The sequence below is a fragment of the Kitasatospora sp. NPDC058444 genome (genome assembly GCF_042721415.1).
Classification (GTDB): domain Bacteria; phylum Actinomycetota; class Actinomycetes; order Streptomycetales; family Streptomycetaceae; genus Kitasatospora.
Map to the genome: position 1 here is coordinate 1 of NZ_JBHXLL010000050.1, position 26224 is coordinate 26224.

Here is a 26224-nt window from a genome sequence, read left to right on the forward strand (position 1 = left end):
GCCCTCCGCGTCTACCCCCCCCCCCCCCCGGCCCCCCCCCCCCGCGCCCTCCCCCCCCCCGGTGGGGGCGGGGCGCCCCCCCCCCCCCCGGGGCCCCCCCCACGGCCGTGTCCGGCGCGGAAGGGTCAGCCCGCGTACACGTCCTCGACGTACCGCCCGGACTCGATCAGCCCCTGGAGCCAGGCCAGCGCCCGCTGCTCGTCGGCGCCCGGGGTGCGCTCCCGGTACAGCGCCCGGAAGGCCGCCCGGACGCCGGGCGCCATCCGGGCCCCGTCGCCGCACACGTACACCTCGGCGCCGGCCTCCAGCAGTTCCCAGACCTCGCCCGCCTCGGCGGCGATCCGGTCCTGCACGAAGCGCCGCCCCTGCTGGGGCCGCTCGCTGAAGGCGGGCCGCAGCGAGACCGCGCCGGTCTGCTCGGCGGCCTCCAGCTCGCCGCGGTGCAGGTAGTCCGCCGCCTCGTCGTCGCAGCCGAAGTACAGCAGCGCCGGGGCGAGGCCGGCCCCCTGGGCGAGCAGCGCCCGGCGGTCGGCGACGGCGCCGCGGAAGGGCGCCAGGCCGGTGCCGGCCGCGATCATGACCACCGGGGTGCGGTGGCCGATCCGGAACGCCTCCCGGCAGGGCTGGACCCTGGCCAGCACGGTGTCGCCGACCGCGACCCGGTCGAGGTAGCCGGAGCCGGTGCCGCGGAAGGTGCCGTGGCCCGAGCGGGCCGGGGCGCTGAGCACCGAGACCATCAGCTCCACCTGGCCGGAGTCGCCGGTGGGCGAGGAGGAGATCGAGTAGTGCCGCGGCCGGATCGGCGGCAGCAGCTCCAGCAGCACCGGCCAGGTCAGCCGCTCCTGCACCGCCGGGTGGTCCTCGATCAGGTCCAGCAGGGTGCGCGGGTCGTCCTCGGGCAGGGCCCGCAGGGCGGCCTGCTCGGGCGGGCAGGGGTTGAGCGCGGCCAGCACGGCGCGCTGCTCGGCGCTCGGGCGGTCCTGCAGCTCGACGTGACGGGTGAGCAGTTCGCGGACGGTCAGCGGGCGGTCGACGGCCAGTCCGGTGCGCCGGTGCGCCACGATGTTCAGCACCGTGTCCGGGTCGGCGCCGAACAGCTTGGCGGCGCGCTCGACCAGCACCGGGTCGTTGGCCGGGAGTACGGCGAGGTGGTCGGCGGTCCGGTAGCCGGTGCCCTCCGGCAGGGCCAGCCGGACCAGCCGCTTGACCCGGTGGTAGCCGGGGTCGGTCAGGCTGCCGACGGCGGTGACGGTCAGCTCCGCCGTGTCGTGCCGGGCCGCCAGCGCGGCCAGCGGGCCGCCGGTCACCTCGGTCACCGAGTACGCAGCCTCGGGCCGCGCCGCGGCGGGGGCGTCGGCGTCCCCGTGGCGCGCCAGCAGGGCCTCGGCCAGCGCCGCGGTGAACTGCCGTACGGTGCCCGCGAGGTCGCCGGAGGCGTCGGCCTCGGCGCGGGCCAGCAGCCGGGTGCCGCCGAGCTCGGCGAGCCGGTCGTCGATCAGCGCCGGGATGCGCTGGTAGGTCGCGGCGTAGGTGCGGTCGCCGATGCCGAGCACCGCGTACTCGACCCCTTCGGCGCCGCCGCCGTCCGGGGTGTCCTGGAGCCGGCGGACGAACCGGGCCGCGTCGTCGGTCGGCTGCCCGTTGTACGAGGCGGCGGTGATCACCACCGGCCGGTCGGTGGGCAGCCCGTCCGCGTACGCGTCCAGCGGGGCGGTCTCGGTCTCGCAGCCGAGGTCGGCGGCGGCCTCCGCGAGCTGTCGGGTGAACTCCCGGCAGGCACCGTAGTTGGAGCCGTGCAGGAGCAGCAGCCCGGTCCCCCGGCGGACCCGCCCGGGACGCTCGGCGACCGGACCGGCCTGGACCGCCGCGGCCTGGGCGGCCGGGGCGGCCGGGGCCTGGACGGGGGTGCGCCGGGCGAGGCCGAGGGTGAACCCGTCGGGCTTGATGGTGAGCGTCTGCTTGAGGGTCAGCCGGTAGTCGGCGTGGTCGATCAGCCGGTAGCGGTGGACCACCATACCGAGCAGCATGACGGCCTCGTGAAACGCGAACTGCCGCCCGATGCAGGCGCGTTCGCCGGTACCGAAGGGCTTGAAGGCATGCGGGGATCGGGCCTCCTCGCGGTCGGGGTCGAACCGGGAGGGGTCGAACAGCTCCGGGTTGTCGCCCCAGGCCGGGTCGCGGTGCAGCAGCGGCGTGCTGACGAAGACGGTCTCCCCGGCGCGCAGCGGGATGCGCCCGCCGAGCAGGGTGTCCTCGCGCGCCTCGCGGCTGAACGCGGGCGCCGTCGGCCACAGCCGCAGCGCCTCGTTGAGCACCTGGCGGGTGTGGCGCAGCCGTCCGACGTCCTCGTAGGAGGGCTGCGGATCGGCCTGGTCGCCCCAGAGCTCGTCCACCTCCCGCTGCACCTGGCGCAGCACGGCCGGGTTCTTGGCGAGGTAGTACAGCGCGAAGGAGAGCGCGCCCGAGGTGGTCTCGTGGCCGGCGATCAGGAAGGTGATCACCTGGTTGCGGATGTTCTCGGCGTCCAGTCGGGTGCCGTCCGAGGGGCGGACCGCTCCGAGCATCAGGCCGAGCAGGTCCTCGGCCGGGCCCTGGACTCCCTCCCCGGCCCGGGCGGCGATCACGTCGTCCACCACGGCGGCCAGGTAGTCGGCGTCGGCCCGGAAGGCCGCGTCGCGCTCACCGTGGTCCGCCTGCGGGTCGCGGGTGAGCCTGGTCATCGCCCAGTCCAGGCAGCGCACCATCGCCTCGACGAAGGGGTGCGGCTCGTCGCGCTCGAAGGAGCCGAAGTCGAAGCCGAAGCCGGCCAGGCCGATGGTGTCCAGGGTCATCCGGGTCATGTCGCCGGGCACGTCCACCGGCTGTCCGGCGGCCTCCCGGCGGTCCCAGGAGTCGACCAGTCGGCGGGCCACCCGGAGCATCACCGGGTGGTAGGCACGCATCGAGCCGAGCGCGAAGGCGGGCATCAGGATGTCGTGCGCCCGGGCCCAGTTGGGCTCGTCGTTGTAGGCGGTGAACAGGCCGTCGCCGGCGAACTGCCGGACGTTCCCCAGGGCCTGGCTGATCGACTTGGTGAACCGGGTCTCGTCGGCCAGCTCCGTCACCAGCTCCAGGCCGCTGACGACCAGGGTGTCCCGGCCGTACAGTCGCTGGACGAAGGCCGGGCCGTGCTCTCTGGCCAGTTCCATGATGCGCAGCATCGGGACGGCGGTCGGCGGCATCGCCGAGATGTCCACCAGGGGGACGCCCCGGCTCTCGCCCCCGGCCGCCGGCTCGTCCTCGGTCGTGCGCTCCACGGTCTCGGTCATCGGTGTGCCCCTCCCACGGCAGGAAACTTTCGTCTTCCACCACTGTGCGCCCAGCTGGAGGGGGCGCCGGCGGCGATCACTACATGATTGTGTAGTACCCGGGGCGGTTACGGGCTTGCTACGGGATCGCTACGGACTTGCTACGGGCCGTCAGCTCGGGCACGGGGAAAGGAGAGTCACGGATGCGGACGAGCGAGGGCTGCGGCCCCGTGCCGGACGACCCGCGGGAAGCGGCGGTGATCTGGCGCAACCGGGCGCTGCGACTGCTGGACCACATGCCGCTGCCGATCGCGGTGTGCGAGTTCGGCGGGCGCATCCTGATCGTCAACCGTGCCATGGCAGCCGAATTCGGCTGTCTGCCGGGCCAGTTGAACAACCGCAGGATCCTGGAGTTCTTCACCCTCCGGGACAGCGGCACCCTGGAGGCACTCACCGAGGCCGTCCGGCTGCACCGTCGCTCGCAGTACCCGGCGCGGGTCTCCTGGACACCCGCCGACGGCCGCGAGCGGCACGGCGAGATGACCGTCGCCCTGGTCGGCGACTCCCCGGAACAGACCCCGAGCCTGCTGCTGTCACTGCGGACGGCGGAGTTCACGGGCGCGGCCCCGCCGCCGGGCCCGCAGGCCGAGGCCAGCCCCGTCGAGACCCGGATCCTGGCCGCGGCGGCCCGGGGCGACACCACCGCGCAGATCGCGCGGGAGATCGGCATCACCCCGGACGGGGTCAACTACCACCTGTCGCGCCTCTCCCGCCGCTGGCGCGTCCCCAACCGCACCGCCCTGGTCGCGCGGGCCTACACCACCGGCGTCCTGGCCCCGAACACCTGGCCGCCGCGGCCGTCCGACTGAGGGGACAAGGGCGGCGGGGGACCGGGACGCTTCGTCTCCCCGACGAGGTGGCCCGGGCGACGGGCGGTCAGTGCGCCGGGAGCCGTACGGCCTCGATGAAGGCCGTCGTGGCGGAGGGGTTCGGGAGCGGGCGTCCGTAGACCTCCCCGAGCCGGACGAGGGTGGTGACCTCCGGCGTCCAGCCGTTCCCGCCGAGCCATCCGTCCGTGCCCGGGCCGAGACCGCCGCGCCACAGCGCGGTCATGTGGGCGAGCGCCGGGTCGTGCGGGGTGCGGCTCAGGTCCCGGCCCTGCTCCAGCAGCAGCCGGCTGCCCGGGGCGGCCAGCCCGGTCACCGCCGTGAGGAGTCCGGCCGCCTCCTCCGCCGTGAGGTAGACCAGCAGCCCCTCGGCCAGCCAGACCGAGCGCCGCTCCGGGTCGAACCCGGCGGCGACCAGCCGCTCGGGCCACGTCGGGTCCAGCAGGTCGGCGGGCAGGGCGGTGCGCTCGGCCTGCGGCACGGCGCCGAGGCCGTCCAGGACCTGCTCCTTGAACGACAGCACCGGGCCCAGGTCGAGCTCGAACACCCGGGTGCCGGCCGGCCAGTCCAGCCGGTACGCGCGGGCGTCCAGCCCCGCCGCCAGCAGCACCACCTGGTCGGTGCCGGCGGCGAGCAGCCGGTCGTCGTAGAAGCGGGTGCGCAGGATGCCGTGGGCGAGCAGGGCCCTGGCGAGCCTGCTGCCCGGGCCTGCCGGGGCCGGTTCGAGGCCGGCGGCGGTGACGAACGCGATGGCGTAGGGGTCGACGAAGAGCGGGTCGGGGCGGGAGCTCTCGTAGGCGCGCGCCCGGGCGACGGACAGGGCGGTGCGGGAGACCGGGCTGAGCGGTTCGGGGGTCGTCATGCCCGGCAATCTACATCGCTACCGATGCATCGGTGAAGATGTATTCTGGCGGGCATGGACGGCGTGCAACTCCTCAGGCTGGGCAAGCGGTTGACCGAACTCGGCCGCGCTCTGATCACCGACCCGGCCTCCGAACACCTCACCGCCGGAGAGATCGCCGTGATCGCCGACGTGTACCGGCACCCCGCCGCCTCCGTCCAGGAGATCCGGGTCCGGACCGGCTTCGCCCAGAGCCACGTCTCGGTCTCCGTCGCCCGGCTGCGCGAACACGGCCTGCTCGACGCCGCGCCCGACCCGACCGACGGGCGGCGCACCCTGCTGACCGTCTCCGACCACGCCCGGCACGCCATCCGCACCCACGTCGCCCGGCCCGCCGAGCCGGTCATCGCCAAGGCCGTCCCGGACCCGGAGAAGGCCCGGAGGGTCACCGAGCTGCTCGACGAGCTCGCCGGTCTGCTGCTGCCCTGACCCTCGCCGGCTCCCCGTCCCCTCCGGTCCCGTTCCGTCTCGTCCGGTCCCGTCCGGAGTTCGACAAGTCGGTGACAAACTCCTCTGGTTGATCCCCCGTCACGACCGATCCCTGCCATCATCCCGGCTGGACCCGGGAGTCGCCCGGGAAGGGCGGAGGGAGCGCGATGGACGTGCGGGCGGCAGATGCGGCACGGGGACGTCGTCCCGCTCCTCACCAAGGAGGTGCGCGATGACGACGAGTGAGCTCCCCGAGCCCGTCGACGCGGGACCCCGCACTAGCGTCCGCGCCCACCCGGGGAAGGGCCACCCCGTCGCCCGCGTAGCGGCCCGGATGCTGCTCGTCCTGACCGGCCTGGCCACCGTCGCCCTCGGCTTCTCCTGGTTCGTCGACGCCTACGACGAGGCGTTCGCCTACCGCAGCGCCCCGGCCTGCACCGCCTCCGTGTCCACGCCCGCCACACCCGCCACGGACTGCACCACCCACGAGACCGGCCGGGTGACGGGCAAGAAGAGGACGTCGACCGAAGACTCCGTCTCCTACGAGGTGACCATCTCCCGCGAGGTCGCACCCACCGCCACCTACCTCGTCACCGACGGCCTCTACGGCAGCGTCCGGACCGGCGTCGACGTGGACTTCACCCTGTGGCGCGGCCACGTCGTGGAGGTCTCGTACCAGGGCCACCGCTCCCCGATCACCGACACCCCGTGGCGCACCCACCTCAAGCTGGCACTCCTGATCGGCGCGGGAACCGCCCTCACCGTCTTCACCCTGCTCCGGGGCCACCGGGACGGCTGGATCGTCCCCGCCACCGCCTGCCTGTTCCTCGCCTTCTTCACCCTCTGCGGCAGTGTCATCCTGGTCACGGTCCACTGGTCCTTCGCCGTCACCCTCGCCCTCGCGATCGTCGGCTGGCTGGCCTTCACGGCCGCCACCACCGCGATCTGCTGGGACCACTAGCCGGGGCGTGCCCCGGTGTCCCGGGCGAGGGTGCTCACTCGGAGTCCTTCCGGGCCGGGTCGGGGATCCAGCTGCCGTGGAAGCCGGCCGGCACCCGGACCGGCAGGTGGACGGTGGCGAGCGGGGCGCCGGTGAAGTCCTCGGCGGAGAGGACGACCAGGTCGCTCGCGCCCCGCTCGGGGTCGTGGACGTAGGCCAGCAGGTAGCCGTCGTCCTCGCTGCGGGCGCCCTGCCTCGGAACGAAGGAGACCTCGCCGGTGTAGCGGCCGGGGCCGAACCGCCGCACGGTGCTGGACTGCCGGCGCAGGTCGTGCTTGATCAGCGCGTCCCCTGCGGCCTCCGGGGGCAGCGCGTCGAGGCTGTCGGCGTCGGCCAGGTGGCGCAGCAGGTCGGTGGCCACGGTGGAGTATCCGTAGCGGTGGGTGCCGCCGACCACCGCCGGGCTGACCGCCGGGAACTCCTGCGGCCGGTCGTCCAGGCGGGTCTCGGTCACCTTGCCGGAGACGGTGTCGACGGTCCAGCGGTCCAGGGTGGGACTGCTCTGCCCGTCCAACGCGCCGCCGGCGAACATCCGCGGGTAGCGGACCACGTCGACGACGACCCGGTGGCCGTCCTCGTGCGCGTTGAGCGTGTGGAAGACGAAGCAGGGCTCGATCTCGTACCAGGCGACCTCGGTGCCGTTGCGCGGCAGCAGCCCGATCCGCGCGGCGCGGGACTCGTCCCAGACCGCCGGATACGTCTTGCGCTCCCGGTTGTCGGGCGGGCTGACGCGCGCCGTGAGGTCGAGGACGACGGCGAAGTTCCGGGTCAGCGCCATGTCGTGCACCACCGGCCGGTGCGCGACCGGCACGTCCACGGCACGCACGACGGCGCCCTGCGGGGAGACCACCAGGTGCCGCAGGTTCTCGCTGTCCCGCTGCCAGGTGATCGCGTGCAGCTCACCGGTGAGCGGATCGAGCTTCGGGTGGGCGGCGAACCCCTCGGGCAGCGTGCCGCAGAAGTCGCTGGCGCCCACCGTCTCGATCTCGTAGGAGAGTTCGTACGGGCGGAAGCCGCCCTCGACCAGCGCGAAGGTGCGGTCTGCGTGCCCGATGACGTGGGTGTTGGGCGCGACGTCGGTGATTCGCGGCGCGGCGCCGGGGCGCGGCCGCTCCCCCAGGGCCTCGGCCACGGCGGCGCTGCGCACCAGCCGGTTGCGGTACCACCGGGCCCGCCCGTCGAGCAGCCGCACCCCGTGCACCATCGCGTACCCGGCGAACAGGTGCCGCGGCCGAGGGTCCTCCGGCCGCATCCCGTTGGGCCCGTTGCGCAGGTACCGGCCGTTGAGCTCGGCCGGGATCGTGCCCGTGACCGGCAGGTCGAACGCGGTGACTTCCTCGCCCACCGGCGTGTAGGCACCGGTGAACGGATTGGTGACGGTGGACACCGCAGACTCCTCCAGACCGCTTCCGACTACCGCCGCACCCGCGGAGCGGCGCGCACGGATCAACGACCCGCCGCCCTCCGGGTGACGGCCGCCGCTCAGCGGGTGCCAGCCGCGCGGCGGTGAGTGAGCCGGCGGTATCGAAGGAGGTGCGGGCGCGGCGGCGAACGCGTCGAGGACGGTCTCGCCGAAGGCCTGGCCGAAGAGCACGGCCTCCTTGGTCGGGTCCCGGCCACTCGCGCCGCTCGCCGCGGGTCACCCATGGCGGTGAACTCGACCGCCGTCCCGGCGAATCTGCGGGCACCGGATTCGTCCACGCAACAGAGTGGACCGACCGATCGGGGGGACGCGGCAAGCACGACCGAGCCGCGCGAGCGTGACCGCACCCCGGTGACCGCACCGCCGGCAGCCGTCATGCCTCTCCCCCACGCGGCCGCGTCACCGAGCAGGTCCGCTGAGAGACGGGAGACCACGATGTCGATGCCGTACCCGGGTGAGCCGTTCGCCGAGCCGGTCGATGAGGCCGGGCAGACCTCTGCCGTCGCGGTGCGCCTGGTGCTGGCCGTGGCGGACGCGGTGCGCCGCTCGGCGCAGCGCAGGGCGGGCGGGGAGCAGGCGTTGCCCGCCGCGGATCAGGCCGTGCCCGAAGCGGCCGGGGACGTGAAGGCGCTGGTGGCGCCCGCCGTGGCCTGGGCGCTGATGAGCGATCCCGACTGGCCGGTGATGGCGCGGCAGTTGGTCGCGCTGCGGCGGGCCGGTGTCGACCTGGAAGGCTTCCTGTCCCGCGTGGGCGACCTCGCGGTGTCCGTACGGAGCGCGGTCGAGGCGAATGCGGCGCGGAGCGCGGCCGAGGGAACCCAGGAGTGGGCGCGGCTGCTCCGTTCGACGCTGCCGGCGAGCACCGTGCGGGAGGCGATCCTGTCCTCCCCGACCTGGCCGGAGACCGCGGCCACCGTGCAGGCGCTGCGACAGCGCGGCGCCGACGTCCGGCGGATCCTGGTGGCCGCCCACGCGGAGGGCGTCGGCGTCGAGCAGGCCGTGGACCGGGTACTCCGTGCCGGTCGCCGGTCGGCGGCTTCGCCGGGCCCGGACTCGCTGCGTTCCTACGGCCCGCTCACCGCCGGGCTGGACGTGCCGAACGACCTCTCGCTGGGAAGCCGCTTCAGGGCGCTGGCGCAGCTGGGGGTGAGCCGGTCGGAGAGCGCCCGCTTCGTCCGGTGGGTCCACGAGGCGCTGCCGAAGCGCGAACGCGAGGCCGCTCTGCTGGTGAACTCCCGCCAGTGGCCCCTGTTGGCGGCCCGCATGGCGCGGATTCAGGACGAGGGCCGATCCGTGCCGGACCACCTGACGCGGCTGATGCGTGACCGCAGTTGGGAGTCCGGTCCCGCTTCCTCCCTGGTCGCTCGCCTGGTGCGCGCCACCGCCGACGCCCTGAACCGGCCGACGCCCACGGACTGCGCAGCCTCCACCGTTCTGGCCGGTCCGGCCAAGGCCCGCTCGGCGACAGCCGCCCGGCCCCCTCGGCCCACCCGAACCGCCACCCCCACGCGCCACCCGGCCGCCCCGTACCGAGCACCCGCCCCCAACCCGCGCGCCGGCCGTTCGCGCTGACGGCGACGGACGCCCGGCCCCACCGGCCCCGCGCCCGCCACAGCCCGGACGGGGCACGGCGGGCGCGGGGCCGTCACGTGTGCCGGAGGGCCGTCACGGGGCCGTCGGTTCCAGGCAGCCGACTTCGTAGAGGTCCGCCACGACGATCGCCGTGACGTCACCCGCGTCGTCACGTCCCACCCAGACCGGGTAGACGCCGTCTCCGCCCAGCAGGAAGGTGACCAGCTCGGCCCCACCGGCGCGATCGGCAACCTTGCTGTAGCCGCCCTCGAGGTTGTCGACGTCGTGGACGTCGTCGCCACCGGAGTCGCCGGAGTCGCCACCGCCGGAGGTGAGAGCGCGCATGTAGCGGCGGCCCAGGTCGGTTCGGGCGGCGGACTCCACGAAGCAACCGGTGGCGGAATCGACGCCGAAGCCGAAGTACTGGCCGTCGCGCAGCAGCCGCGGGTCGTCGCCCGGCGGGACCGCCATCGTCCAGCGGACGGTCGGCTTCTCGCTCACCAGCACGCGCACGGCGTACGTGTCGCGGGCGGTGAAGCGATCGCCGAACATCTCGTCCTCGTAGTCGGCACCGGTCTCCTGCACCGGGTAGACGCCGGGCGGGACGTCGATCACCAGCGGGTCGCCCTCCGCGCCGTCGGGCAGGTACGAGGGGTCGCAGACCGCCAGCCGACCCGTCGGCAGGGCGATCTCCGTCACCGTCCGGACCGGATCGATGGTGAGCGACTGCGGCCGGTGGCGATGGGTGAACGTGAACCCGGGGGTGAACAACTCCTCGAGCCGGGGTGCGGCCGCCGGCGCCGGCGGCCGCCAACCGAAGGGCTCCGCTGCGCCGCCGGCCGACGGCGGCGCGACGGCCGACGGCGGTGCGCCGGCCGACGTCCCCTCGACGATCTCGAACGTTCCCCGCGACCCGAGCTGGGGTGCCGCCAACAGGCTTTCCCAGCAGCCGAATTCCGGGACCGGCAGCCACCACTGGTCACGCGGCAGGTCGACCAGCGTGCGCGTCGATCCGCCACCGCGGCCGCGCGGGTAGCGGCCCTCGCTGTTCTTCCCGTCCGGATACAGGTCGACGGTCCGCCGCAGGGCTCCGTCCGAGAGCTCGGGGAGGTCCTCCTGCTCGTAGGACCACTCGGCCAGGTGGCGCAGGAACAGCCGTCCCGGCTCCAGCCTGCGCAGGTCGGCCTCGAACACGCGGCGGCCCCAGCCGTCGAACCGCCACAGGCCCAGGTAGTGCTCCGCCCAGGCGACGTGCAGCACCGCGAGGGGAAGCTCCTGCCCCGGGGCGGCGAGCACGACGGCGTACGGCTCGCCGGCCGCGTCCCGGCGGGCGGCCTCCGCCCGGGAGATCGGACGGACCGTCGAACGGTTCGCGGAGTCCCACCCGTCGCCGTAGACCGCTTCGACGAGCACGTCGCTGTACACCTCTGTCATCCCTGCCTTCCATCGGGCCGTCCGCTGTGTGGATCACCCTAGAGACCGGGTCCGACAGGTCCGACAGCCGGGCCGCCGGTGCGGGCGGCAAGCCTCCCCGACCCCTTGCGCTGTGCTCGAAACCTGATCGAGCAGTTGTCCAACCGAACGGGTGAAATGGACGGCGACCGCGCGCCATCCGGACTTCCCGTGGGCCGAAGCGTCCGCAGCCACCTCGCCACCGGCCGAGCGGCCGCACTCGAACAGGCTCTCGCCGCCTGTTCGCTGGGGTCCGCCGTCCCACCCGGACCTGTGCGCGTCCGACCGGAGGGCACCCGATCCACCCCTGGTCGTGCTCGAAAAGTCCCCATTCGACCTCGGCACGCCCGGAGGTAATCCACTTGAACGCCGAATTCGAACAGCACCATCATCGGTCGCCTGGAAACGACCGCCCATACATCCGTGAACTCGTCCTCCAGAGAGGCGATTTGACCATCGAAACACCCTGACCGGCAGCACCGCACACCCGCCCACCGTCCGGGCCCGGAGGACCTGTGGCGAGACCGGCACCGACCGGCGGAACGTGTTCCGCCCTACGAGCGAGGAGCCCCAACAGTGATCGACTTCCATGTGCTCACCGATCTGGCCCTCCACGAGGGCGTCGACCGGATCGCCGTCGGTGTGGTGGTCCGCGACGCCTCCGGCCGGATCCTGATGATCCGCCGGGCCGCCCACGACGACCTGCCCGGTCTGTGGGAGTACCCGGGCGGCGGCCGGGAGGGCGACGAGGCGGTGGAGGCCGCCGCGTCGCGGGAACTGTCCGAGGGGTCCCCTTCGACGAGGTGCTCGACCTCAAGGTCCCGCCCTACCTGCACCACTACCTGCCACTGCTCCGCGCAGCGGTCGAGAACCCCACCGGGAGCACCACGTGACCCAGCTCGACGACACCCGCCACCCGGCTCACCCGGCTCACCCCGCAGTCACGGCGGACGCAGCGGACACGGTGTCCGCGACACCCGGTACGGACCCGCTGACGCTGGTCGTGGGCGTCCACCTCGTCCTGGCCGACGACGGCACGGTGCTGCTCGGGCGGCGCCGCAACACCCGCTACGCCGCCGGTTTGTGGCACCTCCCCGCCGGCCACATGGAACCCGGCGAACCGATCACCCACAGCATGACGCGCGAGGCCGAGGAGGAACTCGGCATCACCATCGCCGCGGACGACCTCGAACTCGTCCACACCCTGCACCACCTCGACGCCGACGACGGCCGCAGCCGCCTCCAGCTCTTCTTCCGCCCCGCCCGCTACACCGGGCAGCCGCGCAACGCGGAGCCGCACAAGTGCGAGGAACTGCGCTGGTGGCCGCTCGACCACCTGCCTCCCGACACCGTGCCCTACACGGCGCACGCCCTCGGTGAGATCACCCTCGGCAACCCCCTGTCCACCGTCGGCTGGCCGGCCTGACCGCGTAACCCCGCACCGGCCCGCAGACCCGCCGCGCCGCCCACCCCGACCAGCTGACGTACCCGCCCGACCAATCGCCCTGGAGGTAACACCGTGGAAAGCCTTCGCCAGACCGTAGCCGTGATCGCCCACGACCGCGACCGGGGCCTGGTGGCGACCGTCCGCCACGCCACGGACAGCTGCAGCCCGACGCCGGCGGACGAGGCTTCCCCACCCACGGCCGGAACGACGAACGCTTCGACTCGAGCACGCTGATCGGCGCGTGACAGCGATGGGCCGACACCGACGCCCGCCCGACCCCCAGCTGCCGACCGACACCGACGCCAGGCTGCGCGCCATCGCCGGCGAGCAGCCCGTCCTGGAGGAAGGCGTCGTCGTCTTCCCCGGCAGCACCGTTCCGTACGCCTACCGGACGGTGCACAGGCCGGACGGCACGACCGACCGTCACCTCGTCCGTCTGGAGACCCCACCACCACGACCGCCCCACTGACCCCCTTACCGACCACCCTTCGTGGAGGACCCACCGTGTCCGGGCCCCCATACGCCGCCCTCCGGGCCCGCCCGCCACTCGGGCACGTACACCCCCGCAGCCACCACCCTCGCGACCGGGAAGGGCCGCACATGAAGCGAAACCGCACGAAGGCCGCCGCCGAGCAGTCGGTCTCCCCCAGCGAGCAGTTCCTGTTCGGCGGCCCCCTACGCTACGACTACACCTTCGACGACCACGAGCAGACCATGCTCCAGGTCGGCTTCCTCACCGTCGCCCGCCAGATCCCCGGTCTGCTGCGCACCGCCGTCCGGCTCGCCCGGGAAGCGGACCGCACCGCGCTGGTCGTCGTCGCCGTCGCCGAACTCGGCCGAGCGGCCGCCACCGCCCTCGGGCTGCTCGCCACCAACCAAGCCCTCGCCTCCCTCTTCGCGTCGGGCCGGTCGGAGGACCTGCTGCGCTCGGCCCTGCCGGCGGCCCTCGCCGTCGGCGGCGCCGCCGCCTTCTCCGCCGTCATGGGCGTGCTCTCCACCTGGGCGACCAGGCGGCTGGAGCCCAAGACCGAGCGCGCCGCCACCGACGCCTACCTCCGGCGCACCGCCCGGGTCGAACTCGCCGCCCTGGAGGATCCCGAGTTCAGCCGGCAGCTGGAGTCGGCGCGCTTCGGCAGCTCGGCGATGCGCCGGCTGATCGGCCAGGGCGTGCAGGTCCTCGCCGCGCTGCTCAGCATGGTCGCGGCCGGCGGGGTACTGCTCAGCCTGGACCCCTTGCTGCTGCCGATGCTCGTCCTCATCGCCGCGCCGAAGGGCTGGGGTGCGGTGCGCAGCGCCCGGCGCCGCTACCGCTCGGTCATGGCATGGATCCAGCACCACCGCGCGTCCTCGGTGCTCGCCCAGGCGATCTCCCAGCCGCACGCCGCCACGGAGGTCCGCGTCCACGCGGTGGGCCCGTTCATCCTCGGCCACTACCGCGAGCTGGCGCGCGCCTCGGAGCTGGAACAGAACCGCCTCGCCCGGGCAGGGGCCGTCACCTCGCTGCTGGCGTCCGCGCTGTCGGGGCTGGCCGCCGCGGCGACCTTCGCCGTCCTCGGCCTGCTGGTCCACTACGGCCGGATGGACCTGGCCGTCGCGGGCACCGCCGTGGTCGGCGTGCGCACCGGCACGGGCAACATCACCTCCCTGGTCACCACTGTCAACGGGCTCTACGAAGAGGCACTGTTCGTCCGCGACCTGGAGTCGCTGCAACGCGAGGCCGAGCGCCGGGCCATCCCGACGGGCGGTGCCGATCTGCCCGAACGGCCGGAGGTCCTGCGGGTGGAGGACGTGTCCTTCACCTACCCCGGCCGTACCGGCCCCGCGCTCCACGACGTCACCCTGGAGATCCCGCGCGGCAAGGTCGTCGCCCTGGTCGGCGAGAACGGCTCGGGCAAGTCCACCCTCGTCAAGCTCCTGTGCGGCCTGTACCTCCCCGATGCCGGCCGCATCCTGTGGGACGGCGTCGACACCGCCACCGCCGACCGCGACCAGCTGTTCTCCTCCGTGGTCATGCTCGAACAGGACTTCCAGCAGTGGCCGTTCACTCTGCGGGCCAACGTCCTGATCGGCCGCCCGGAGAACGGCGACGACGACGCCCAGCTCAAGCGCGCCGCCGACTACGCCGACCTCCAGCCCCTCCTCGAAGGCCAGGACCACGGCTGGGACACGCTCGCCGCCCGCGGCTTCCGCGGCGGCGTGCAGTTCTCCGGCGGTCAGTGGCAGCGCATCGGCATGGCCCGCGCCCACCATCGCGCCACCACCACCGGCCCGGCGGGACGCCGTCCCCACCTCGTGATCGCGGATGAACCGACCTCCGCCCTCGACGCCAGGTCCGAGGTCGCGGCCTTCGGCCGCATCCGGGAACTCGCCGCCCAGGGCCTGACCGTCGTCCTGATCACCCACCGCCTCGCCGCCACCGCCGGGGCCGATCTCATCTACGTCCTCCATCAGGGCCGCCTCGTCGAGCAGGGCACCCACGACGAACTGATGGGCCTGCGCACCCGGTACCGCGAGTCCTACCTCCTCCAAGCCGCCCAGTACAGCACCGCGCACGTCCCCCACCAGAGCTCCGCCACGACTGCACCCACCACCTCGGCCTGAACGACGCGGGCCCGATCACACTGCTCCGGCCTGGACCGCGCCACCGCCGCCACGCCCACCACTGCCGGCCGTCTCGGTTTTGCCCAGCCCGCCCCTCGAACCGGAGGCGAGGACAGCGGCCCCTGACTGGGCGGCCCCGCGCGGCAGCATCGCCGTTGAACCCGCCGGCCTTCCCTCACCGCCGTGCGGCCCGGCTGGTGGATATGGCGGACCCGACAACCCTCGCGGCCGCGTCCGTCAAGCGTCACACCGGCGAACAGATGAGCGACGGACCGGGATGCCGCTTCACCGAGCCCAGCGACCTGCGGAGCCGCGACAATGCCGTCCACTGCAGGTCCAGGTACCTCCTGACGGCGCGGCTGCGGCCGTCGCCCGATTTTTGTCCGACCGGACAGCGAGTGGATCAAGCCCCGTCAACTACGCTGCCGCCAGATCCCTTTCCCCGGATCCGGGCGACCACGTGGCGCCCGGGACAGGCCCGGAGCAGGCGCCTTCAGGGAGAGGGGTTCGTCCATGGACGCCGACAGAGGTGGTCAGGGGCGAGGTACTGACGATCAGAGAGCTGATCCCGTCACCGAGGCGCTTCGCGACCTCGCGGGAGCAGCCAGAGCCGGCGTCGAGCTGGAGAAGCAACGGGAGCGGTACGGCTTCTTCCTCGGCCTGGCGAAGGCCGCCCTCGTGTTCGCCGGCGACATCGTCACGAGGTTCCTCGGCACATGAGATCGGCTCGCAGCCGGGAAGGTCGACCGGCTACGAGCCGCCACCGGGCGGTCGGCCGCCGCTCCCTTTCTTCTGCGCACAGTGGATAGGGAGCGGCGCCGGCCGTGTTCACACCGATTGCTTCTCATCGGCATCAGTCGCGCGATCGGAAGCCTCCGACGACGGAGAGGAGGACGAGACACCCGGGCCGGGCGACGGCGGACGGCCTGCGGTCAGTGCAGCCAGGGCTGGTAGTGCGGGTTGTCCACGCAGCCGGACTCGACCAGGGAGGCGGTGGCCCGCTCGACCGGGCAGGCCCGACGGATGAAGTGCCGGTCCACGCCGCCGGGGAAGGCGACTTCGAGCTGGTCGGCGTACTGGTGCTGGTCGCCGATGGTCTTGTTGACGTCGATGCCGCCGGGGGCGTCGATGAAGTAATCCCAGGGCACCTTCTTCCACTTCTTGTACAGCTCGGGGTCGTAGGTGGTGCTGACGTACGGCGAGGACTGGTTCTGCAGGACGTAACTGGTGACGTCGTACTGGCCGTTGACGGTGTCCTTCGGGGCGAAGCCCTGCTCGAAGATGACGGACGGATCGCGGCCGTCCGAGCGGAAGAGCGGGTGGCAGTTCTTGCGCCAGTGCGGCGGTGCAGGAGTGATGCGGGGTACGTCCACCCGGCGGTCCACGGCGGCGTACAGCGGGTCCGGGCCCTGGGGGAGGTTCTCGAAGATGCCGGCGGGCAGGGTGACGGCCGACCGCCCGGAACAGTCCTCGGCGCGCAGTTCGGCCTCGTCGGCGAAGTCGATCCGGCGCCCGTCCAGGAGGATGGCGACGGCCTCGGTGCCGAGTTCGTGGACGATGACGCCGTCGCACTGGGGGCCGCTCCAAAGCGCCTCCCCGCTGGGGTCGAGGCAGCTGAACGGCGCGGTTCCGGTCGCGGCCGCGGGGGCGGCGACGGCCGGCATCTCGGGCGTGAGCACGACGGCGCAGGCGAGGGCGACTGCGCCGGCGGCGGTGCGGATTCGAATGTTGATCACGTCGGCTACCCTGGCCGTCCGTCGGTCCGGAGGTGCCGCAACTCACCCGATCAAGGGCGTGTCCGCAGCCCTGGTTGACACCCCCGCCCGGCCGCCGGCCTCCGGTCCTGACGGGATCGTCGGTCGGCCGCGCCGTGCGCCGCACCGATCCGGAACCGGACCACCCTCTCCCCCGGTGGGCACACGACCGGATGGCCATCGGCAGTCACCAACAGTCAACAGCGTTCCGACGTGGGACAGTTCCGGTCTTCCAATCCTGCCGGCCGGCCGTGCTCCGTACCGTTGCGAGTCGACGGTACGGAGCACGGGCAGCGCCCGTCGTACAGGCGAGGGGAATCAGCATGGCACGCTCCATCCGACCCATCCGATCGTGGACGTACCGGGCCTTCAGGGCCGGGGCCGTCGCCATGGCAGCAGCCTGCCTGTCCGTCGCCCTGCCGACGGCACCGGCATCCGCGCAACCGTTCTGCGGGCAGGAGGTCGGCGGAGACATCCTCGCCAAGTACGTCGAGCTGGGCGGGGAGTCGTCGCCGCTCGGCTGCCCCGTCGACGGCGAACTCGCCAACCCCGACGGCGTCGGCAGGCGCCAGCAGTTCCACGGCGGCACCGTCTACTGGAGCCCGGTGACCAAGGCCCACCCGGTCTGGGGCGCCATCGGGGACAAGTGGGGCCAGACCGGCTGGGAGGCGGGCTCCCTCCGCTACCCGCTCAGCGACGAGCTCACCAACCCCGACAACACCGGCAAGCGCCAGCAGTTCCAGGGCGGCACCGTCTACTGGCACCCGACGCTCTCGAACGGCGCGCACCCGGTGCGGGAGACGATCGGCGGCCTGTGGGGCAAACTCGGCTGGGAGGCCGGCGCGTTCGGCTACCCGACCGGCGACGAGCAGTGGGACGCGGGTCTGCGGCAGACCTACCAGACGTTCTCCGGGAAGCCCGGGGCGAAGCTCTGGTACACCACCGACTCCGTGCCCGACGTGGAGGGCTGCCCGGAGCACGGCTACTGCGCGGGATTCCGGGCGGACACCTCCGCGCCCTGGATCAACAAGGTGGGGGTCGTCATCGACGAGCGGACCTCGGTGCTGACGGTGTCGGCCTACCCGACGAAAGCCGGCTGGGACGACGCCGACACCAACTACGACGAACTGTGGCGGCAGATCTGGAACACCGTCCCCTATCCGTCCTCCATGCTCACCGCCGACCAGGGCTCGTCCGTCTACGAGCAGATGGCCTGCCACGCCCGCTACTCGTACAACATCTTCGGGCACTACCTGGGTGGCATCAGCTGGGACTTCGAGTCGAACCGGCCGAACATCTCCTGGGACAGGGCGATGAATCCGCTCGCCGTCGCCATCCACCACTGCAACTGGGACTGACAGCTGCTGCGCGGGGGCGAGCGATGGTGCGCCGCCCCCGGGGGGAGCCGCCCGGGCCATGCCCCTCAGGGACACGGCCCGGGGACTCCGGGATGCCGCCCCCTATCCGCCGACCCCGGTCTCCTCGTCCGCCCGGCCCGGCAGGGCCCGCTGGACCGGGAGGCCGGTGCGTTCGTTCTGCAGGTCCCACAGCTCCCTGAACCGGCCTGCCTCGTCGGCGACCAGCTCGGCGAACGTCCCCTCCTGGAGGACCTTTCCGTCTTCGAGGACCACGATCCGGTCGGCGACGGCCACGTTGGTGAGCCGGTGGGTGACCAGGACGACCGCCCGTTCGCGCGCGACCGCCCGCAGGTTCTGGAAGATCCGGTGCTCGGCGCGCGGGTCGAGGGCGGCGGTCGGCTCGTCCAGGACGAGCAGTCCCGCCTCGCGGTGGAACGCCCGGGCGATGGCCAGGCGCTGCCACTGGCCGCCGGACAGCTCCTCGCCGCCCATCCACTCCACGGCCAGCAGGGTGGACAGGCCCCGGCGGAGCTTGGCGACGACGTCGGCCGCGCCGGAGGCGTCGGCGGCGCGCAGCACCGCCGCGTCGCCCTCGGCGGTGGGCTGGCCCAGCGTGATGTTCTCGCGGCAGGTGAGCGGCCAGCGCGCGTAGTCCTGGGGTACGACGGCGACCTGGCGCCACAGGGCGTGCGGGTCGAGGTCGCGGGTGTCGCGCCCGTCCCACCGCACCGATCCGGCGTCGGGTAGGTAGAGCCCGGCGAGGAGCTTGGAGAGGGTGGTCTTGCCGGAGCCGTTCTCCCCCACCAGGGCGAGGATCTCGCCGCGCTCGACGTGCAGGTTCACCCCGTCCAGGGCCTTGCGGTCGGAGGCGGGGTAGGCGTAGTCGAGGTTCTCCACCGCGATCCGCCGCGGGGCCTCGGGGACGTCGGTGCCGCGTTCGGGCCGGTGGCCGCCGGCGGTGTCGAGGAAGCTCGACCAGTCGTCCAGGTACATGCCGGTGCGGAAGAGGTCCGCGCCGTAGCCGACGATGCCGCGCAGGCTGGTGCCGACCGCGGTCAGGGCGAACACCGCCGCGCCGCCGCGCGGCAGGCTCATCCGGCCGGTGCTGACCAGCCACAGCATCGCCGCCCACACCACCGCGCTGCCGAGGCCGGAGGCGGCGGCCCCGATCACCGACACCCGGGCGCTCTGCCTCGCCGCCCGTCGCGACGTGGCGTCCAGCCGCCGGCCGACCTGGTCGTACTTGGTGAGGAGGAACTCGCCCATGGTGTCGGAGCGGACCTGGTCGGCGTTGCGCTTGAGGTGGATGTACCAGCGCAGGTTGGCCATGATCCGGCGGTCGCCGATCGCGGCCCGGTTCGCCAGGAACTGCACCCGGGCGGCGTGCACCGACGCGATCCCCTGGGGCAGCGCCGCGAGCACCAGCAACGGCAGGAGGGCGGGGTGGAGCACGGTCAGCACGCCGGCCGCGCCGAGGAGCGAGGCGAGGGAGGCGAGCAGGTTCTGCGCCTCCCCGACGATGTCCACGCAGACCTCGGCGCCGCGGTCCGCGGCTTCCAGCTCGTCGTTGTAGCCGGCGTGGTCGTAGGCGGTGAGTTCGGCCGCGACGGTGGCGCGCAGCACGGCGGCCTCCGCCTCCCGGGAGATGCGCGGCGACAGGTGGATGGTGATGGTGCGGATGGTGATGCCCAGCAGGGAGCGGGCGCCGGCCGCCGCCGCGATCACGAGGATCGACGGTGCCGCATGGGTGAGCTTGTCCTCGACCCGGCCCGGGCCGAACAGCGCCGAGATCGTGCCGGTGGTCGCGAACAGGCCGGCCGCGCCGAGTACCGCGGACACGGCCTGGCAGACCAGCAGCAGCGCGACGGAGGTGCGGTCGATGCGCCAGCCGAGGCGGAACGCGCGGACGACGAGCGCGGGCAGGCGGCGCGCCATCGCGCTGACGCTGATCGCCTCGATCGCCTCGATGCGGCGTCCGTCGGCGAGCCACCGCAGTTCCTCGTCGGCGGCCTCGGCCGAGGCCGCCGCGGTCGTGGTCGTGGTCGTGGCCGTGGTCGTGGTCGTGGTCGTGGTGCTCAAACGTTCACCTCCTTGCTCGACACGAGGGCCACCGGGGCCACCGGGGCTGCCGTGAGGGGTGGGACGTGGATCGCCGGGGTGGGGTGACAGGCCACAGATCCTCCAGACGCGGAGCGGTGCGCGGACGCGCGGAAGCGCCGGTTCCCGGCCAGGCAGTGGAATGCCAAGTTGGCTTTCCTCAGGCCGAGTTGACGGTGTTCCGGGGGTCGTTGCGGGCGGATGGCGTCCGATGATGGTGCTGTTCGAAGACGGCGTTCAAGCGGATTCGCCTCCGGGCGAGCCCGGGTCGAACGGGGACTTTTCGAGCACGTTCCGCGCGCGGCCCGGGGCGTGATCCGGTCGCTCGCGCACAGGATCGGGAGGGTGGCGGAGCCCAGTGCGCAGGCGGCGAGAGCCTGTTCGAGTGCGGGCTTTCGGCCGGGTTCGCGGGGGCGGCGGACGTCGTGGTGGGTGAGGACGCCGGGCGGTGCGAGGCCGCCGCCGGAATCACCCGATCGGCTGGTCAGCCGCCCGACCAGGTTTCGGGCAGGAGGCAAGCCGGACGGGGCTGCGCGGAGCCGCCCGGCCCGGCTCTGATGTCAGTGCCCGCCGGTATGTTGCCGAGCATGACCACCGTGAACAGCGTGACCGCCTTCCCGACGACCACCGGACCGGCCACCGCGGCCGGGCGCACCACCGAAACCCCGGCCCACGGCTCCGCCGTCACCGTCCAGGTGATCCCGCTCTGGGCCGCCCCCTGGTCCCCGGCGGCGCAGGGCGCCGCGAAGCACTGAGCGCATCATGCCGGTTCGATGGCGGCTCGGCGGGGGCGGGTCGGGCCCGGGCGGTTCCCCGGGGCTCAGCAGACCACGAGAGCCGGCCGGACGTCGCGAGAACGCGGTACCCGGGCGGATCGCGGACGTACCCGGTGAGTCGATCGAGCGACGTCCCGTCAATCGCCGTGAACGGGGCCGGCGCCGCCCCGCCCGGACCGGGCTTCGGTGACGGCATGACGGATCCACCACGCGAGGACGTAGAGGGTCAGGGCCACGATCAGGCCCGCGCCCGCGCCCTTCGCCGCGTCGGACAGCACGCCTTCGGCGAGTCCGGCCGAGGACAGCCCGCCCCTCTCCGCTTCCGGGCCTGCGAGCCACCGCCAGGCATGGGCGACGGCTCCGGCGGCCGTGAACAGGCCCATCGCGAGGAGGACTTGGCGGCGCGGACCGCCTGCCGGCCGCCGGCGATCCGGCTCGGGCGCTGTCAGGAGACGGTTCCGTCCACGCCACGCGTACAGCGCGATGGCGGCCAGGCCGCCGATGGTGCTCACGTGCTGCAGGGCCCGCGCCCAGGTCAGGCCGCCCACCGACGTCGAGGCGAGCCAGGGCGTGCGGGTGACCACGAAGCCGTCCACGTGGGTGAAGGCGTCCCACACCAGGTGGGTGGCGATGCCGATCAACGCGGACAGGACGACCCAGCCGGCCCGTCGGACCGGCACACCGGCCGGCCCCGGCAGCGGCAGCGGCAGCGGCAGCGAGACGGACCTCGGCAGCAGGGACGCCAGCGGGCGACAGCCGGCCCGGAGTAGCGCCCACAGCAGGAGCGCGTACGGCAGGGTGACGGTGACGACGCCCGAAACGCCGTGTGTGGTGGTGGCATTGGCGAAGGGTTCGTACCAGGACTGCGCGCTGACCGGCAGTCCCGTGGTGGCGAGGAAGTAGGGCAGGTCGGGTGCGACGGCTCCGGCGACCAGCGCCGTTCGGCTGAAGGGCCGCCGCAGCAAGGGCAGTACGGCCGCGGGGTGGGACAGGGTGAACGGCATGGGCATCCTCTCGCGCGGACCCAATAGTCCGCCGAACGGAATGCTACGTCAAACGGACTATCAAGGGTGCGACTGAGCCCACCGTCTCCACCTTCGAGGTTCGGCAGCGGCAGGCCCCCCGACCGACGGCCGCTCAGGATGACCGGCGCTGCCCAGACTGACGGGCACGGCTCAGGCCGACGGGGGCGCTCAGGATGACGGCCGCTCAGACCGAGGAACGCGCCCCGGTCCGCCGCAGCCGACCGGCGAGCAGCATGGCCGCCACGGCCACCGACACCACGGCCACCAGGCACGCGACGGCGGTCGAGTCACCCCACGCCGTGACGCAGGCGTGGGCCATCAGCGGCGGGGACGCCAAGACGATCGCCACCGACTCGCGCCCGCCCCGCGATCCGCCGCGCCAGGTCAGCGCGACCCCGGCCGCGGCGAGGACGAGCAGCGGCCAGCACCCGTAGTCGGTGCTGACCCACGGCACCGCGTGGGAATCGATGAGCGCCCGCGGCACGACCACGAGCGCGATCACCGCACCCGCCATGCCCGCCGCCGGTCCGGCGCGACCGCGCTCCACCCGCCGGTCGGGCGGGCAGGCGAGCACCACGGCCGCCGCCAAAACCGCCGCGGCCGGAGTGGCGACCGGGTCGCCGAAGGCCGGCCCGCTGACCACCGCGGCCACCGCGAGGGAGAGCAGCCCGACCACCGTGCACGGCACCCCCGCCCGCCACCGCCCGGCCAGCGCCGACGCCGCCCCCACGAACACCGACAGGGACGACACGAGCAGCACGCCCCACGCCCCCGACAGGTCCACTCCGAGCTGCAGTCCCAGCGGGGCCGGGGAGGCCAGGAGGCTCGCGTACCAGCGCAGCAGGTGCAGCCCGCACGCGGCGGCAGCGGCGGCCAGGGCGAACGGGTAGGCCAGGCCCAGGATCCGTGCGGCCGGAGCCGCCGGTCCCGGTCCCAGCCGCATCCGCAGCGCGTGCGCGGCCAGGCCCGCACCGTCGCGCAGCCGCGTGCCCCACGGCTCGCCCGCCGTCATCTCCCGGAAGGTCGCGGCGATCTCCTCGCCGTGGGCCTGCCGGTAGGCGGCGGGATACAGCCGCACCACGTGGTCGATCACGTGGCGGACGGCGACGGCCGCGCGGCGGACAGCCGGCGGCTGGCCTCCCGCGCCGTCTCGGCCAGCCGTTCGGCCTCCGCCGCCAGCCGTTCCCGCCCCGCCGGGGACAGGGTGAAGATCCGCCGGGCCCGGCCGTCGACGATCTCCTCGCGGTCGACCTCGATCATGCCGTCGGCCAGCAGCCGGTCCAGGGCCCCGTACAGAGCGCCGGTGCGCAGCGCGACCCGGCCGCCGGTCATCGCCTTGACCTCCTGCGCGATGGCGTATCCGTGCCGGGGTGCGTCGGCGAGGGCTGTCATCACCATCACGGTCGGCTCTTGCATAGCGCGCTCACTCACCCGACGAAGATAGTCACTCCGCCGGAGCATCTCAACGCGGCTGCCGGTGTCGTGGCCGCCCGAACGGAGCGTCGCGGCCCGGCCCGCTCAGGAACCGCCGCCCGACCCGCTCAGGCGTCACCGGTCGCGCGCCGGTAGCTGCGGCCGTCGCGGGTGCGGGTGAGCCGGCCGCTCTCCACCAGATAGCGGCGCAGCGCCGAGTGGTCGTCGTGCACGGTGCGCAGGGCCTCGTTGACCTCCGGCTCGCCGTACTCCCGCGCCGGTTCGAAGAGCGTGGCGGCGAGGTGGTCGAGCAGCGCGGCACGGGGGCCCGTCCTGCGCGGGATGGTCGTCAGCCGGCCGTCCCGGAACAGGGCGGCCAGGTTCGCGGGCGGCTCGGACATCGTTCGCTCCTGTGCGGGTCGTCGGCGGCACTTCGGCACTTCCTCCCGTGAGGCTGCCAGACCGCAGTGCCGTGGGTCATCCGGTTTTGACCGCCGCCCGGCGGCCCGAGCGAATCAAGCCCGGCGTTCCGGGTACACGCCCGGGCGTCCCCACCGGACCGAGGAGGAAGTCATGCCCGCCGGTTCGAACAAGAAGCGTGAACGCCAGTACGAACACATCAAGGACAGCGCCCTGGACCGCGGCGAGAGCGAGAAGCGGGCCAAGGAGATCGCCGCCCGCACCGTGAACAAGGAGCGGGCCCGGCACGGCGAGTCGAAGACCGCCAGCCGCTCCTCGACCCACGACATCTCCTCCTCCCGGCGCGGCGGCCTGCGCTCGCACTCGGGCTCCGAGGGGCCGACCAAGGAACAGCTCTACAACGAGGCCAGGCAGCGCGACATCCACGGCCGTTCGAAGATGAACAAGAAGCAGCTCGCCAGCGCGCTCGGCCACTGAGCCGGCGGCCGGTCCCCGTGCGCTGGACGACCCCCGAGCAGCGCACGGCCCGGCGCGCCTCTCGCCGCCGGGCCGAACGTGCACCGCACCGGGACCCGTGCGGGCCCGCCGAAGCGGTCGCCGGCGTCAGGGCCGGGCACCTCGGCAGGCCGCACGGGCCGGAGCCGCGGACCGGTGCCGCAGACCGGTGCCGCGGACCGAGGATCAGCGCACGGTCACGGTGAACACGGGCGAGGCGGTGCTTCCGCTGATGATGCGCAGCTCGTTCAGGCCCTTGATGCCGAGCTTCACGCCGAGGTTGTAGGAGCCGTCGCGGGCCGTGGTGACGGAGGCGGGCAGGGTGACCCACGCGCCGTTCTGCTTCTGCTGCAGGGTCACCGTGCTTCCGGCCGCGAGGCCGGTGGTCGTGCCGGTGATGCGGAACAGCTCCCACGCCAGGACGGTGGAGAGCGACGGCTTGGCGGTGATGCCGGCCTGCGCGGCCGCGGCCGCGGGCTGGGAGTCGGACACGGGCTGGGAGACGGGGGCGGCCGCCAGGGCGGTGCCCGCGAGGGCGAGGGAGAGCGCGCTGAGGGTGGTCACGGCGGCCAGGCGCAGGGAGTTCCGCTTGGAGACGATCACGGGTGCACCCCTTTCCGGGGAGGATCCGGCCCGAAGGCACGATCGGTGCGACTCGGGCTCTGTCATCTGTGGAGACGCTCCGGCCCGCACTCAGGTTGTGGACGAAACGTCACCACTCCGTAACAGTAAGCGATTTGGTCGGCCGATGTCCGGCCCCACGGCACGATCGCACCGGTCCGACGGCTCGATCGCACCGGTCCGGCGGGCATCGGCGGCGGTCGGGCCGTCGTCGCGGCCGTGCGGCCGAGGGGATCAGGCGGACTTCCCGCGCGACACAGGCGAGTTGGCTAGAATGCCGCGGGCCTGGCATGATCACCAATGAAGGGGCAGGGAATGAGCACCGACGAGACCGTTGCGACGGCCGCCGAGTTCGGATCAGATGAATCGGCTGCCCTGCACATACGCCAGGACATTCCGCACAGCGCCCGGATGTACGACTACTTCCTCGGTGGCAAGGACAACTTCGCGGTCGACCGCGAGGCCGCCGAACGCGTCCTGACCGTCTTCCCCACCATGCGCACCGCGGTTCACGCCAACCGCGCCTTCATGCACCGCGCCACCCGGACCCTGGCCCGGCGCGGCCTGCGCCAGTGGCTGGACATCGGCACCGGCATCCCCACCTCGCCGAACCTCCACGAGGTGGCCCAGGCCGTGGAACCGGCGGCCCGTGTGGTCTACGCCGACAACGACCCCGTCGTCCTGGCCCACTCCCGCGCCCTGATGACCAGCACCCCCCAGGGCCGCACCGCCTACGTCCACGGCGACGTCCACGACCCGGCCGCCATCCTGGCCACTCCCCAGGTCGCAGCGACCCTCGACCTCACGCAGCCCGTGGTCCTGTCGATGGTGGCCCTGCTCCACTTCGTCCCCGACCTCGCCGACGCCCACGCCATCGTCAAGCACCTCCTGGACCCGCTGCCGTCCGGCTCCGCGCTGGTGCTCTCCCACGCCACCGCCGAACTCGACCCGGCCGGCGCCCCCAAGGTGCAGGAGATCTACAACCAGGCCGGCACCTCCCTCCGCCTGCGCCACAAGGCCGAGTTCGCCACCTTCTTCGAGGGCCTCGACCTCCTCAGCCCCGGCATCGTCCCCGCCCACCGCTGGCACGGCGACGAAACCGACGCCCCCACGGACGACCTCCCCGCGACCGTCACCGACGCCCAGGTCTCCTTCTACGCGGCCGTCGCCGTCAAGCCCTGACACTCGCGGAGTCGGAAGCATCAGCATCCGTGGCGTGATCACCGGCAGGTGGTCACGCCACGGGAACGGCAACAGCCTTGTGCC

23 protein-coding genes and 1 pseudogene are annotated in these 26224 nt (G+C 73.4%); 13 read left to right on the forward strand and 11 right to left on the reverse strand.

Annotated features, from left to right (window positions below):
- Positions 1 to 125: 125 nt before the first annotated feature.
- Complete coding sequence (locus tag ACFWP2_RS33920) at positions 126 to 3308, reverse strand: cytochrome P450 (protein WP_380458708.1); 3183 nt, start codon at positions 3306 to 3308, stop codon at positions 126 to 128.
- 182 nt (positions 3309 to 3490) lie between these two features.
- On the opposite strand from ACFWP2_RS33920, the gene ACFWP2_RS33925 reads away from it, so the two are divergent.
- The gene (locus ACFWP2_RS33925; RefSeq protein WP_380458710.1) at positions 3491 to 4156 is read left to right on the forward strand and encodes a helix-turn-helix transcriptional regulator; all 666 of its coding nucleotides are present in this window, start codon (positions 3491 to 3493) and stop codon (positions 4154 to 4156) included.
- A 67-nt stretch (positions 4157 to 4223) separates the two neighbouring features.
- Here the strand turns inward: ACFWP2_RS33925 and ACFWP2_RS33930 are convergent, their stop codons facing one another.
- Positions 4224 to 5036 (reverse strand): SAM-dependent methyltransferase, encoded by an 813-nt coding sequence (locus tag ACFWP2_RS33930; protein ID WP_380458712.1) that lies wholly within the window; start codon positions 5034 to 5036, stop codon positions 4224 to 4226.
- Between the two features lie 54 nt (positions 5037 to 5090).
- Between ACFWP2_RS33930 and ACFWP2_RS33935 the strand changes: the two genes are divergently transcribed.
- Together ACFWP2_RS33935 and ACFWP2_RS33940 are read left to right on the forward strand one after the other, a co-directional pair.
- Positions 5091 to 5504, forward strand: coding sequence for a MarR family winged helix-turn-helix transcriptional regulator (locus tag ACFWP2_RS33935; RefSeq protein WP_380458714.1), 414 nt, complete (start codon positions 5091 to 5093; stop codon positions 5502 to 5504).
- A gap of 232 nt (positions 5505 to 5736) precedes the next feature.
- On the forward strand, positions 5737 to 6465 hold the full coding sequence (locus ACFWP2_RS33940) for a hypothetical protein (protein WP_380458716.1): 729 nt from the start codon (positions 5737 to 5739) through the stop codon (positions 6463 to 6465).
- A gap of 34 nt (positions 6466 to 6499) precedes the next feature.
- On the opposite strand, the gene ACFWP2_RS33945 is transcribed toward ACFWP2_RS33940, so the two are convergent.
- Positions 6500 to 7891: a carotenoid oxygenase family protein gene (locus ACFWP2_RS33945; protein ID WP_380458718.1), complete on the reverse strand. Its 1392-nt coding sequence runs from the start codon at positions 7889 to 7891 to the stop codon at positions 6500 to 6502.
- 471 nt (positions 7892 to 8362) lie between these two features.
- Between ACFWP2_RS33945 and ACFWP2_RS33950 the strand changes: the two genes are divergently transcribed.
- Positions 8363 to 9499, forward strand: a complete 1137-nt coding sequence (locus ACFWP2_RS33950) for a hypothetical protein (protein WP_380458720.1) — start codon at positions 8363 to 8365, stop codon at positions 9497 to 9499.
- 93 nt (positions 9500 to 9592) lie between these two features.
- Here ACFWP2_RS33950 and ACFWP2_RS33955 read toward each other — a convergent pair whose 3' ends face one another.
- The gene (locus tag ACFWP2_RS33955; RefSeq protein WP_380458722.1) at positions 9593 to 10933 is read right to left on the reverse strand and encodes a DUF4241 domain-containing protein; all 1341 of its coding nucleotides are present in this window, start codon (positions 10931 to 10933) and stop codon (positions 9593 to 9595) included.
- Positions 10934 to 11542: 609 nt separating this feature from the next.
- Here ACFWP2_RS33955 and ACFWP2_RS33960 point away from each other — a divergent pair.
- The 5 genes and pseudogenes from ACFWP2_RS33960 to ACFWP2_RS33980 form a co-directional block, all read left to right on the forward strand.
- Positions 11543 to 11725 (forward strand): annotated as a pseudogene (locus ACFWP2_RS33960) (NUDIX hydrolase); the annotation flags it as partial.
- A gap of 115 nt (positions 11726 to 11840) precedes the next feature.
- On the forward strand, positions 11841 to 12377 hold the full coding sequence (locus tag ACFWP2_RS33965) for an NUDIX domain-containing protein (protein WP_380458724.1): 537 nt from the start codon (positions 11841 to 11843) through the stop codon (positions 12375 to 12377).
- A gap of 271 nt (positions 12378 to 12648) precedes the next feature.
- Positions 12649 to 12867 (forward strand): hypothetical protein, encoded by a 219-nt coding sequence (locus tag ACFWP2_RS33970; RefSeq protein ID WP_380458726.1) that lies wholly within the window; start codon positions 12649 to 12651, stop codon positions 12865 to 12867.
- Between the two features lie 131 nt (positions 12868 to 12998).
- Positions 12999 to 14999: an ATP-binding cassette domain-containing protein gene (locus ACFWP2_RS33975; RefSeq protein WP_380458728.1), complete on the forward strand. Its 2001-nt coding sequence runs from the start codon at positions 12999 to 13001 to the stop codon at positions 14997 to 14999.
- 513 nt (positions 15000 to 15512) lie between these two features.
- Positions 15513 to 15719, forward strand: coding sequence for a hypothetical protein (locus ACFWP2_RS33980; protein WP_380458730.1), 207 nt, complete (start codon positions 15513 to 15515; stop codon positions 15717 to 15719).
- A gap of 212 nt (positions 15720 to 15931) precedes the next feature.
- Here ACFWP2_RS33980 and ACFWP2_RS33985 read toward each other — a convergent pair whose 3' ends face one another.
- On the reverse strand, positions 15932 to 16735 hold the full coding sequence (locus ACFWP2_RS33985; RefSeq protein WP_380458732.1) for an ADP-ribosyltransferase: 804 nt from the start codon (positions 16733 to 16735) through the stop codon (positions 15932 to 15934).
- 407 nt (positions 16736 to 17142) lie between these two features.
- Here ACFWP2_RS33985 and ACFWP2_RS33990 point away from each other — a divergent pair, with 407 nt between their 5' ends.
- Positions 17143 to 18111, forward strand: coding sequence for an LGFP repeat-containing protein (locus tag ACFWP2_RS33990; protein ID WP_380458734.1), 969 nt, complete (start codon positions 17143 to 17145; stop codon positions 18109 to 18111).
- Between the two features lie 102 nt (positions 18112 to 18213).
- On the opposite strand, the gene ACFWP2_RS33995 is transcribed toward ACFWP2_RS33990, so the two are convergent.
- Entirely contained in the window at positions 18214 to 20190 is a 1977-nt protein-coding gene (locus ACFWP2_RS33995) for an ABC transporter ATP-binding protein (RefSeq protein WP_380458736.1), read from the reverse strand.
- 605 nt (positions 20191 to 20795) lie between these two features.
- Here ACFWP2_RS33995 and ACFWP2_RS34000 point away from each other — a divergent pair.
- On the forward strand, positions 20796 to 20963 hold the full coding sequence (locus tag ACFWP2_RS34000; protein WP_380458738.1) for a hypothetical protein: 168 nt from the start codon (positions 20796 to 20798) through the stop codon (positions 20961 to 20963).
- A 158-nt stretch (positions 20964 to 21121) separates the two neighbouring features.
- On the opposite strand, the gene ACFWP2_RS34005 is transcribed toward ACFWP2_RS34000, so the two are convergent.
- The 4 genes from ACFWP2_RS34005 to ACFWP2_RS34020 form a co-directional block, all read right to left on the reverse strand.
- On the reverse strand, positions 21122 to 21988 hold the full coding sequence (locus ACFWP2_RS34005) for a DUF4184 family protein (protein ID WP_380458740.1): 867 nt from the start codon (positions 21986 to 21988) through the stop codon (positions 21122 to 21124).
- Positions 21989 to 22193: 205 nt separating this feature from the next.
- On the reverse strand, positions 22194 to 23102 hold the full coding sequence (locus ACFWP2_RS34010; RefSeq protein WP_380458742.1) for a hypothetical protein: 909 nt from the start codon (positions 23100 to 23102) through the stop codon (positions 22194 to 22196).
- Positions 23099 to 23425, reverse strand: coding sequence for a PadR family transcriptional regulator (locus ACFWP2_RS34015; protein WP_380458744.1), 327 nt, complete (start codon positions 23423 to 23425; stop codon positions 23099 to 23101). Before ACFWP2_RS34015 ends, ACFWP2_RS34010 begins: the two co-directional genes overlap by 4 nt.
- A 125-nt stretch (positions 23426 to 23550) precedes the next feature.
- A complete protein-coding gene (locus tag ACFWP2_RS34020; protein WP_380458746.1) occupies positions 23551 to 23823 on the reverse strand; it encodes a DUF2087 domain-containing protein in 273 nt (90 codons plus the stop codon).
- A gap of 172 nt (positions 23824 to 23995) precedes the next feature.
- Here ACFWP2_RS34020 and ACFWP2_RS34025 point away from each other — a divergent pair, with 172 nt between their 5' ends.
- Entirely contained in the window at positions 23996 to 24319 is a 324-nt protein-coding gene (locus ACFWP2_RS34025) for a plasmid stabilization protein (RefSeq protein WP_380458748.1), read from the forward strand.
- 204 nt (positions 24320 to 24523) lie between these two features.
- Here the strand turns inward: ACFWP2_RS34025 and ACFWP2_RS34030 are convergent, their stop codons facing one another.
- Positions 24524 to 24940 carry a hypothetical protein gene (locus tag ACFWP2_RS34030; RefSeq protein WP_380458750.1) on the reverse strand — a complete coding sequence of 139 codons (417 nt, stop codon included), beginning with the start codon at positions 24938 to 24940 and terminating at the stop codon, positions 24524 to 24526.
- A 333-nt stretch (positions 24941 to 25273) separates the two neighbouring features.
- Here ACFWP2_RS34030 and ACFWP2_RS34035 point away from each other — a divergent pair, with 333 nt between their 5' ends.
- Entirely contained in the window at positions 25274 to 26140 is an 867-nt protein-coding gene (locus ACFWP2_RS34035) for an SAM-dependent methyltransferase (protein WP_380458752.1), read from the forward strand.
- The last annotated feature ends 84 nt before the right edge of the window (positions 26141 to 26224 follow it).

Excerpts from the sequence above, each read along its gene's own strand:
- ACFWP2_RS34035 (WP_380458752.1), top strand. The coding sequence starts at position 25,274 with ATGAGCACCGACGAGACCGTTGCGACGGCCGCCGAGTTCGGATCAGAT.
- ACFWP2_RS34015 (WP_380458744.1), bottom strand. The coding sequence starts at position 23,425 with ATGCAAGAGCCGACCGTGATGGTGATGACAGCCCTCGCCGACGCACCC.
- ACFWP2_RS33955 (WP_380458722.1), bottom strand. The coding sequence starts at position 10,933 with ATGACAGAGGTGTACAGCGACGTGCTCGTCGAAGCGGTCTACGGCGAC.
- ACFWP2_RS34005 (WP_380458740.1), bottom strand. The coding sequence starts at position 21,988 with ATGCCGTTCACCCTGTCCCACCCCGCGGCCGTACTGCCCTTGCTGCGG.
- ACFWP2_RS33975 (WP_380458728.1), top strand. The coding sequence starts at position 12,999 with ATGAAGCGAAACCGCACGAAGGCCGCCGCCGAGCAGTCGGTCTCCCCC.
- ACFWP2_RS34025 (WP_380458748.1), top strand. The coding sequence starts at position 23,996 with ATGCCCGCCGGTTCGAACAAGAAGCGTGAACGCCAGTACGAACACATC.
- ACFWP2_RS33990 (WP_380458734.1), top strand. The coding sequence starts at position 17,143 with ATGGCAGCAGCCTGCCTGTCCGTCGCCCTGCCGACGGCACCGGCATCC.
- ACFWP2_RS33935 (WP_380458714.1), top strand. The coding sequence starts at position 5,091 with ATGGACGGCGTGCAACTCCTCAGGCTGGGCAAGCGGTTGACCGAACTC.
- ACFWP2_RS33930 (WP_380458712.1), bottom strand. The coding sequence starts at position 5,036 with ATGACGACCCCCGAACCGCTCAGCCCGGTCTCCCGCACCGCCCTGTCC.
- ACFWP2_RS33970 (WP_380458726.1), top strand. The coding sequence starts at position 12,649 with ATGGGCCGACACCGACGCCCGCCCGACCCCCAGCTGCCGACCGACACC.
- ACFWP2_RS33950 (WP_380458720.1), top strand. The coding sequence starts at position 8,363 with ATGTCGATGCCGTACCCGGGTGAGCCGTTCGCCGAGCCGGTCGATGAG.
- ACFWP2_RS33920 (WP_380458708.1), bottom strand. The coding sequence starts at position 3,308 with ATGACCGAGACCGTGGAGCGCACGACCGAGGACGAGCCGGCGGCCGGG.
- ACFWP2_RS33925 (WP_380458710.1), top strand. The coding sequence starts at position 3,491 with ATGCGGACGAGCGAGGGCTGCGGCCCCGTGCCGGACGACCCGCGGGAA.
- ACFWP2_RS34000 (WP_380458738.1), top strand. The coding sequence starts at position 20,796 with ATGACCACCGTGAACAGCGTGACCGCCTTCCCGACGACCACCGGACCG.
- ACFWP2_RS33980 (WP_380458730.1), top strand. The coding sequence starts at position 15,513 with ATGGACGCCGACAGAGGTGGTCAGGGGCGAGGTACTGACGATCAGAGA.
- ACFWP2_RS33940 (WP_380458716.1), top strand. The coding sequence starts at position 5,737 with ATGACGACGAGTGAGCTCCCCGAGCCCGTCGACGCGGGACCCCGCACT.
- ACFWP2_RS34020 (WP_380458746.1), bottom strand. The coding sequence starts at position 23,823 with ATGTCCGAGCCGCCCGCGAACCTGGCCGCCCTGTTCCGGGACGGCCGG.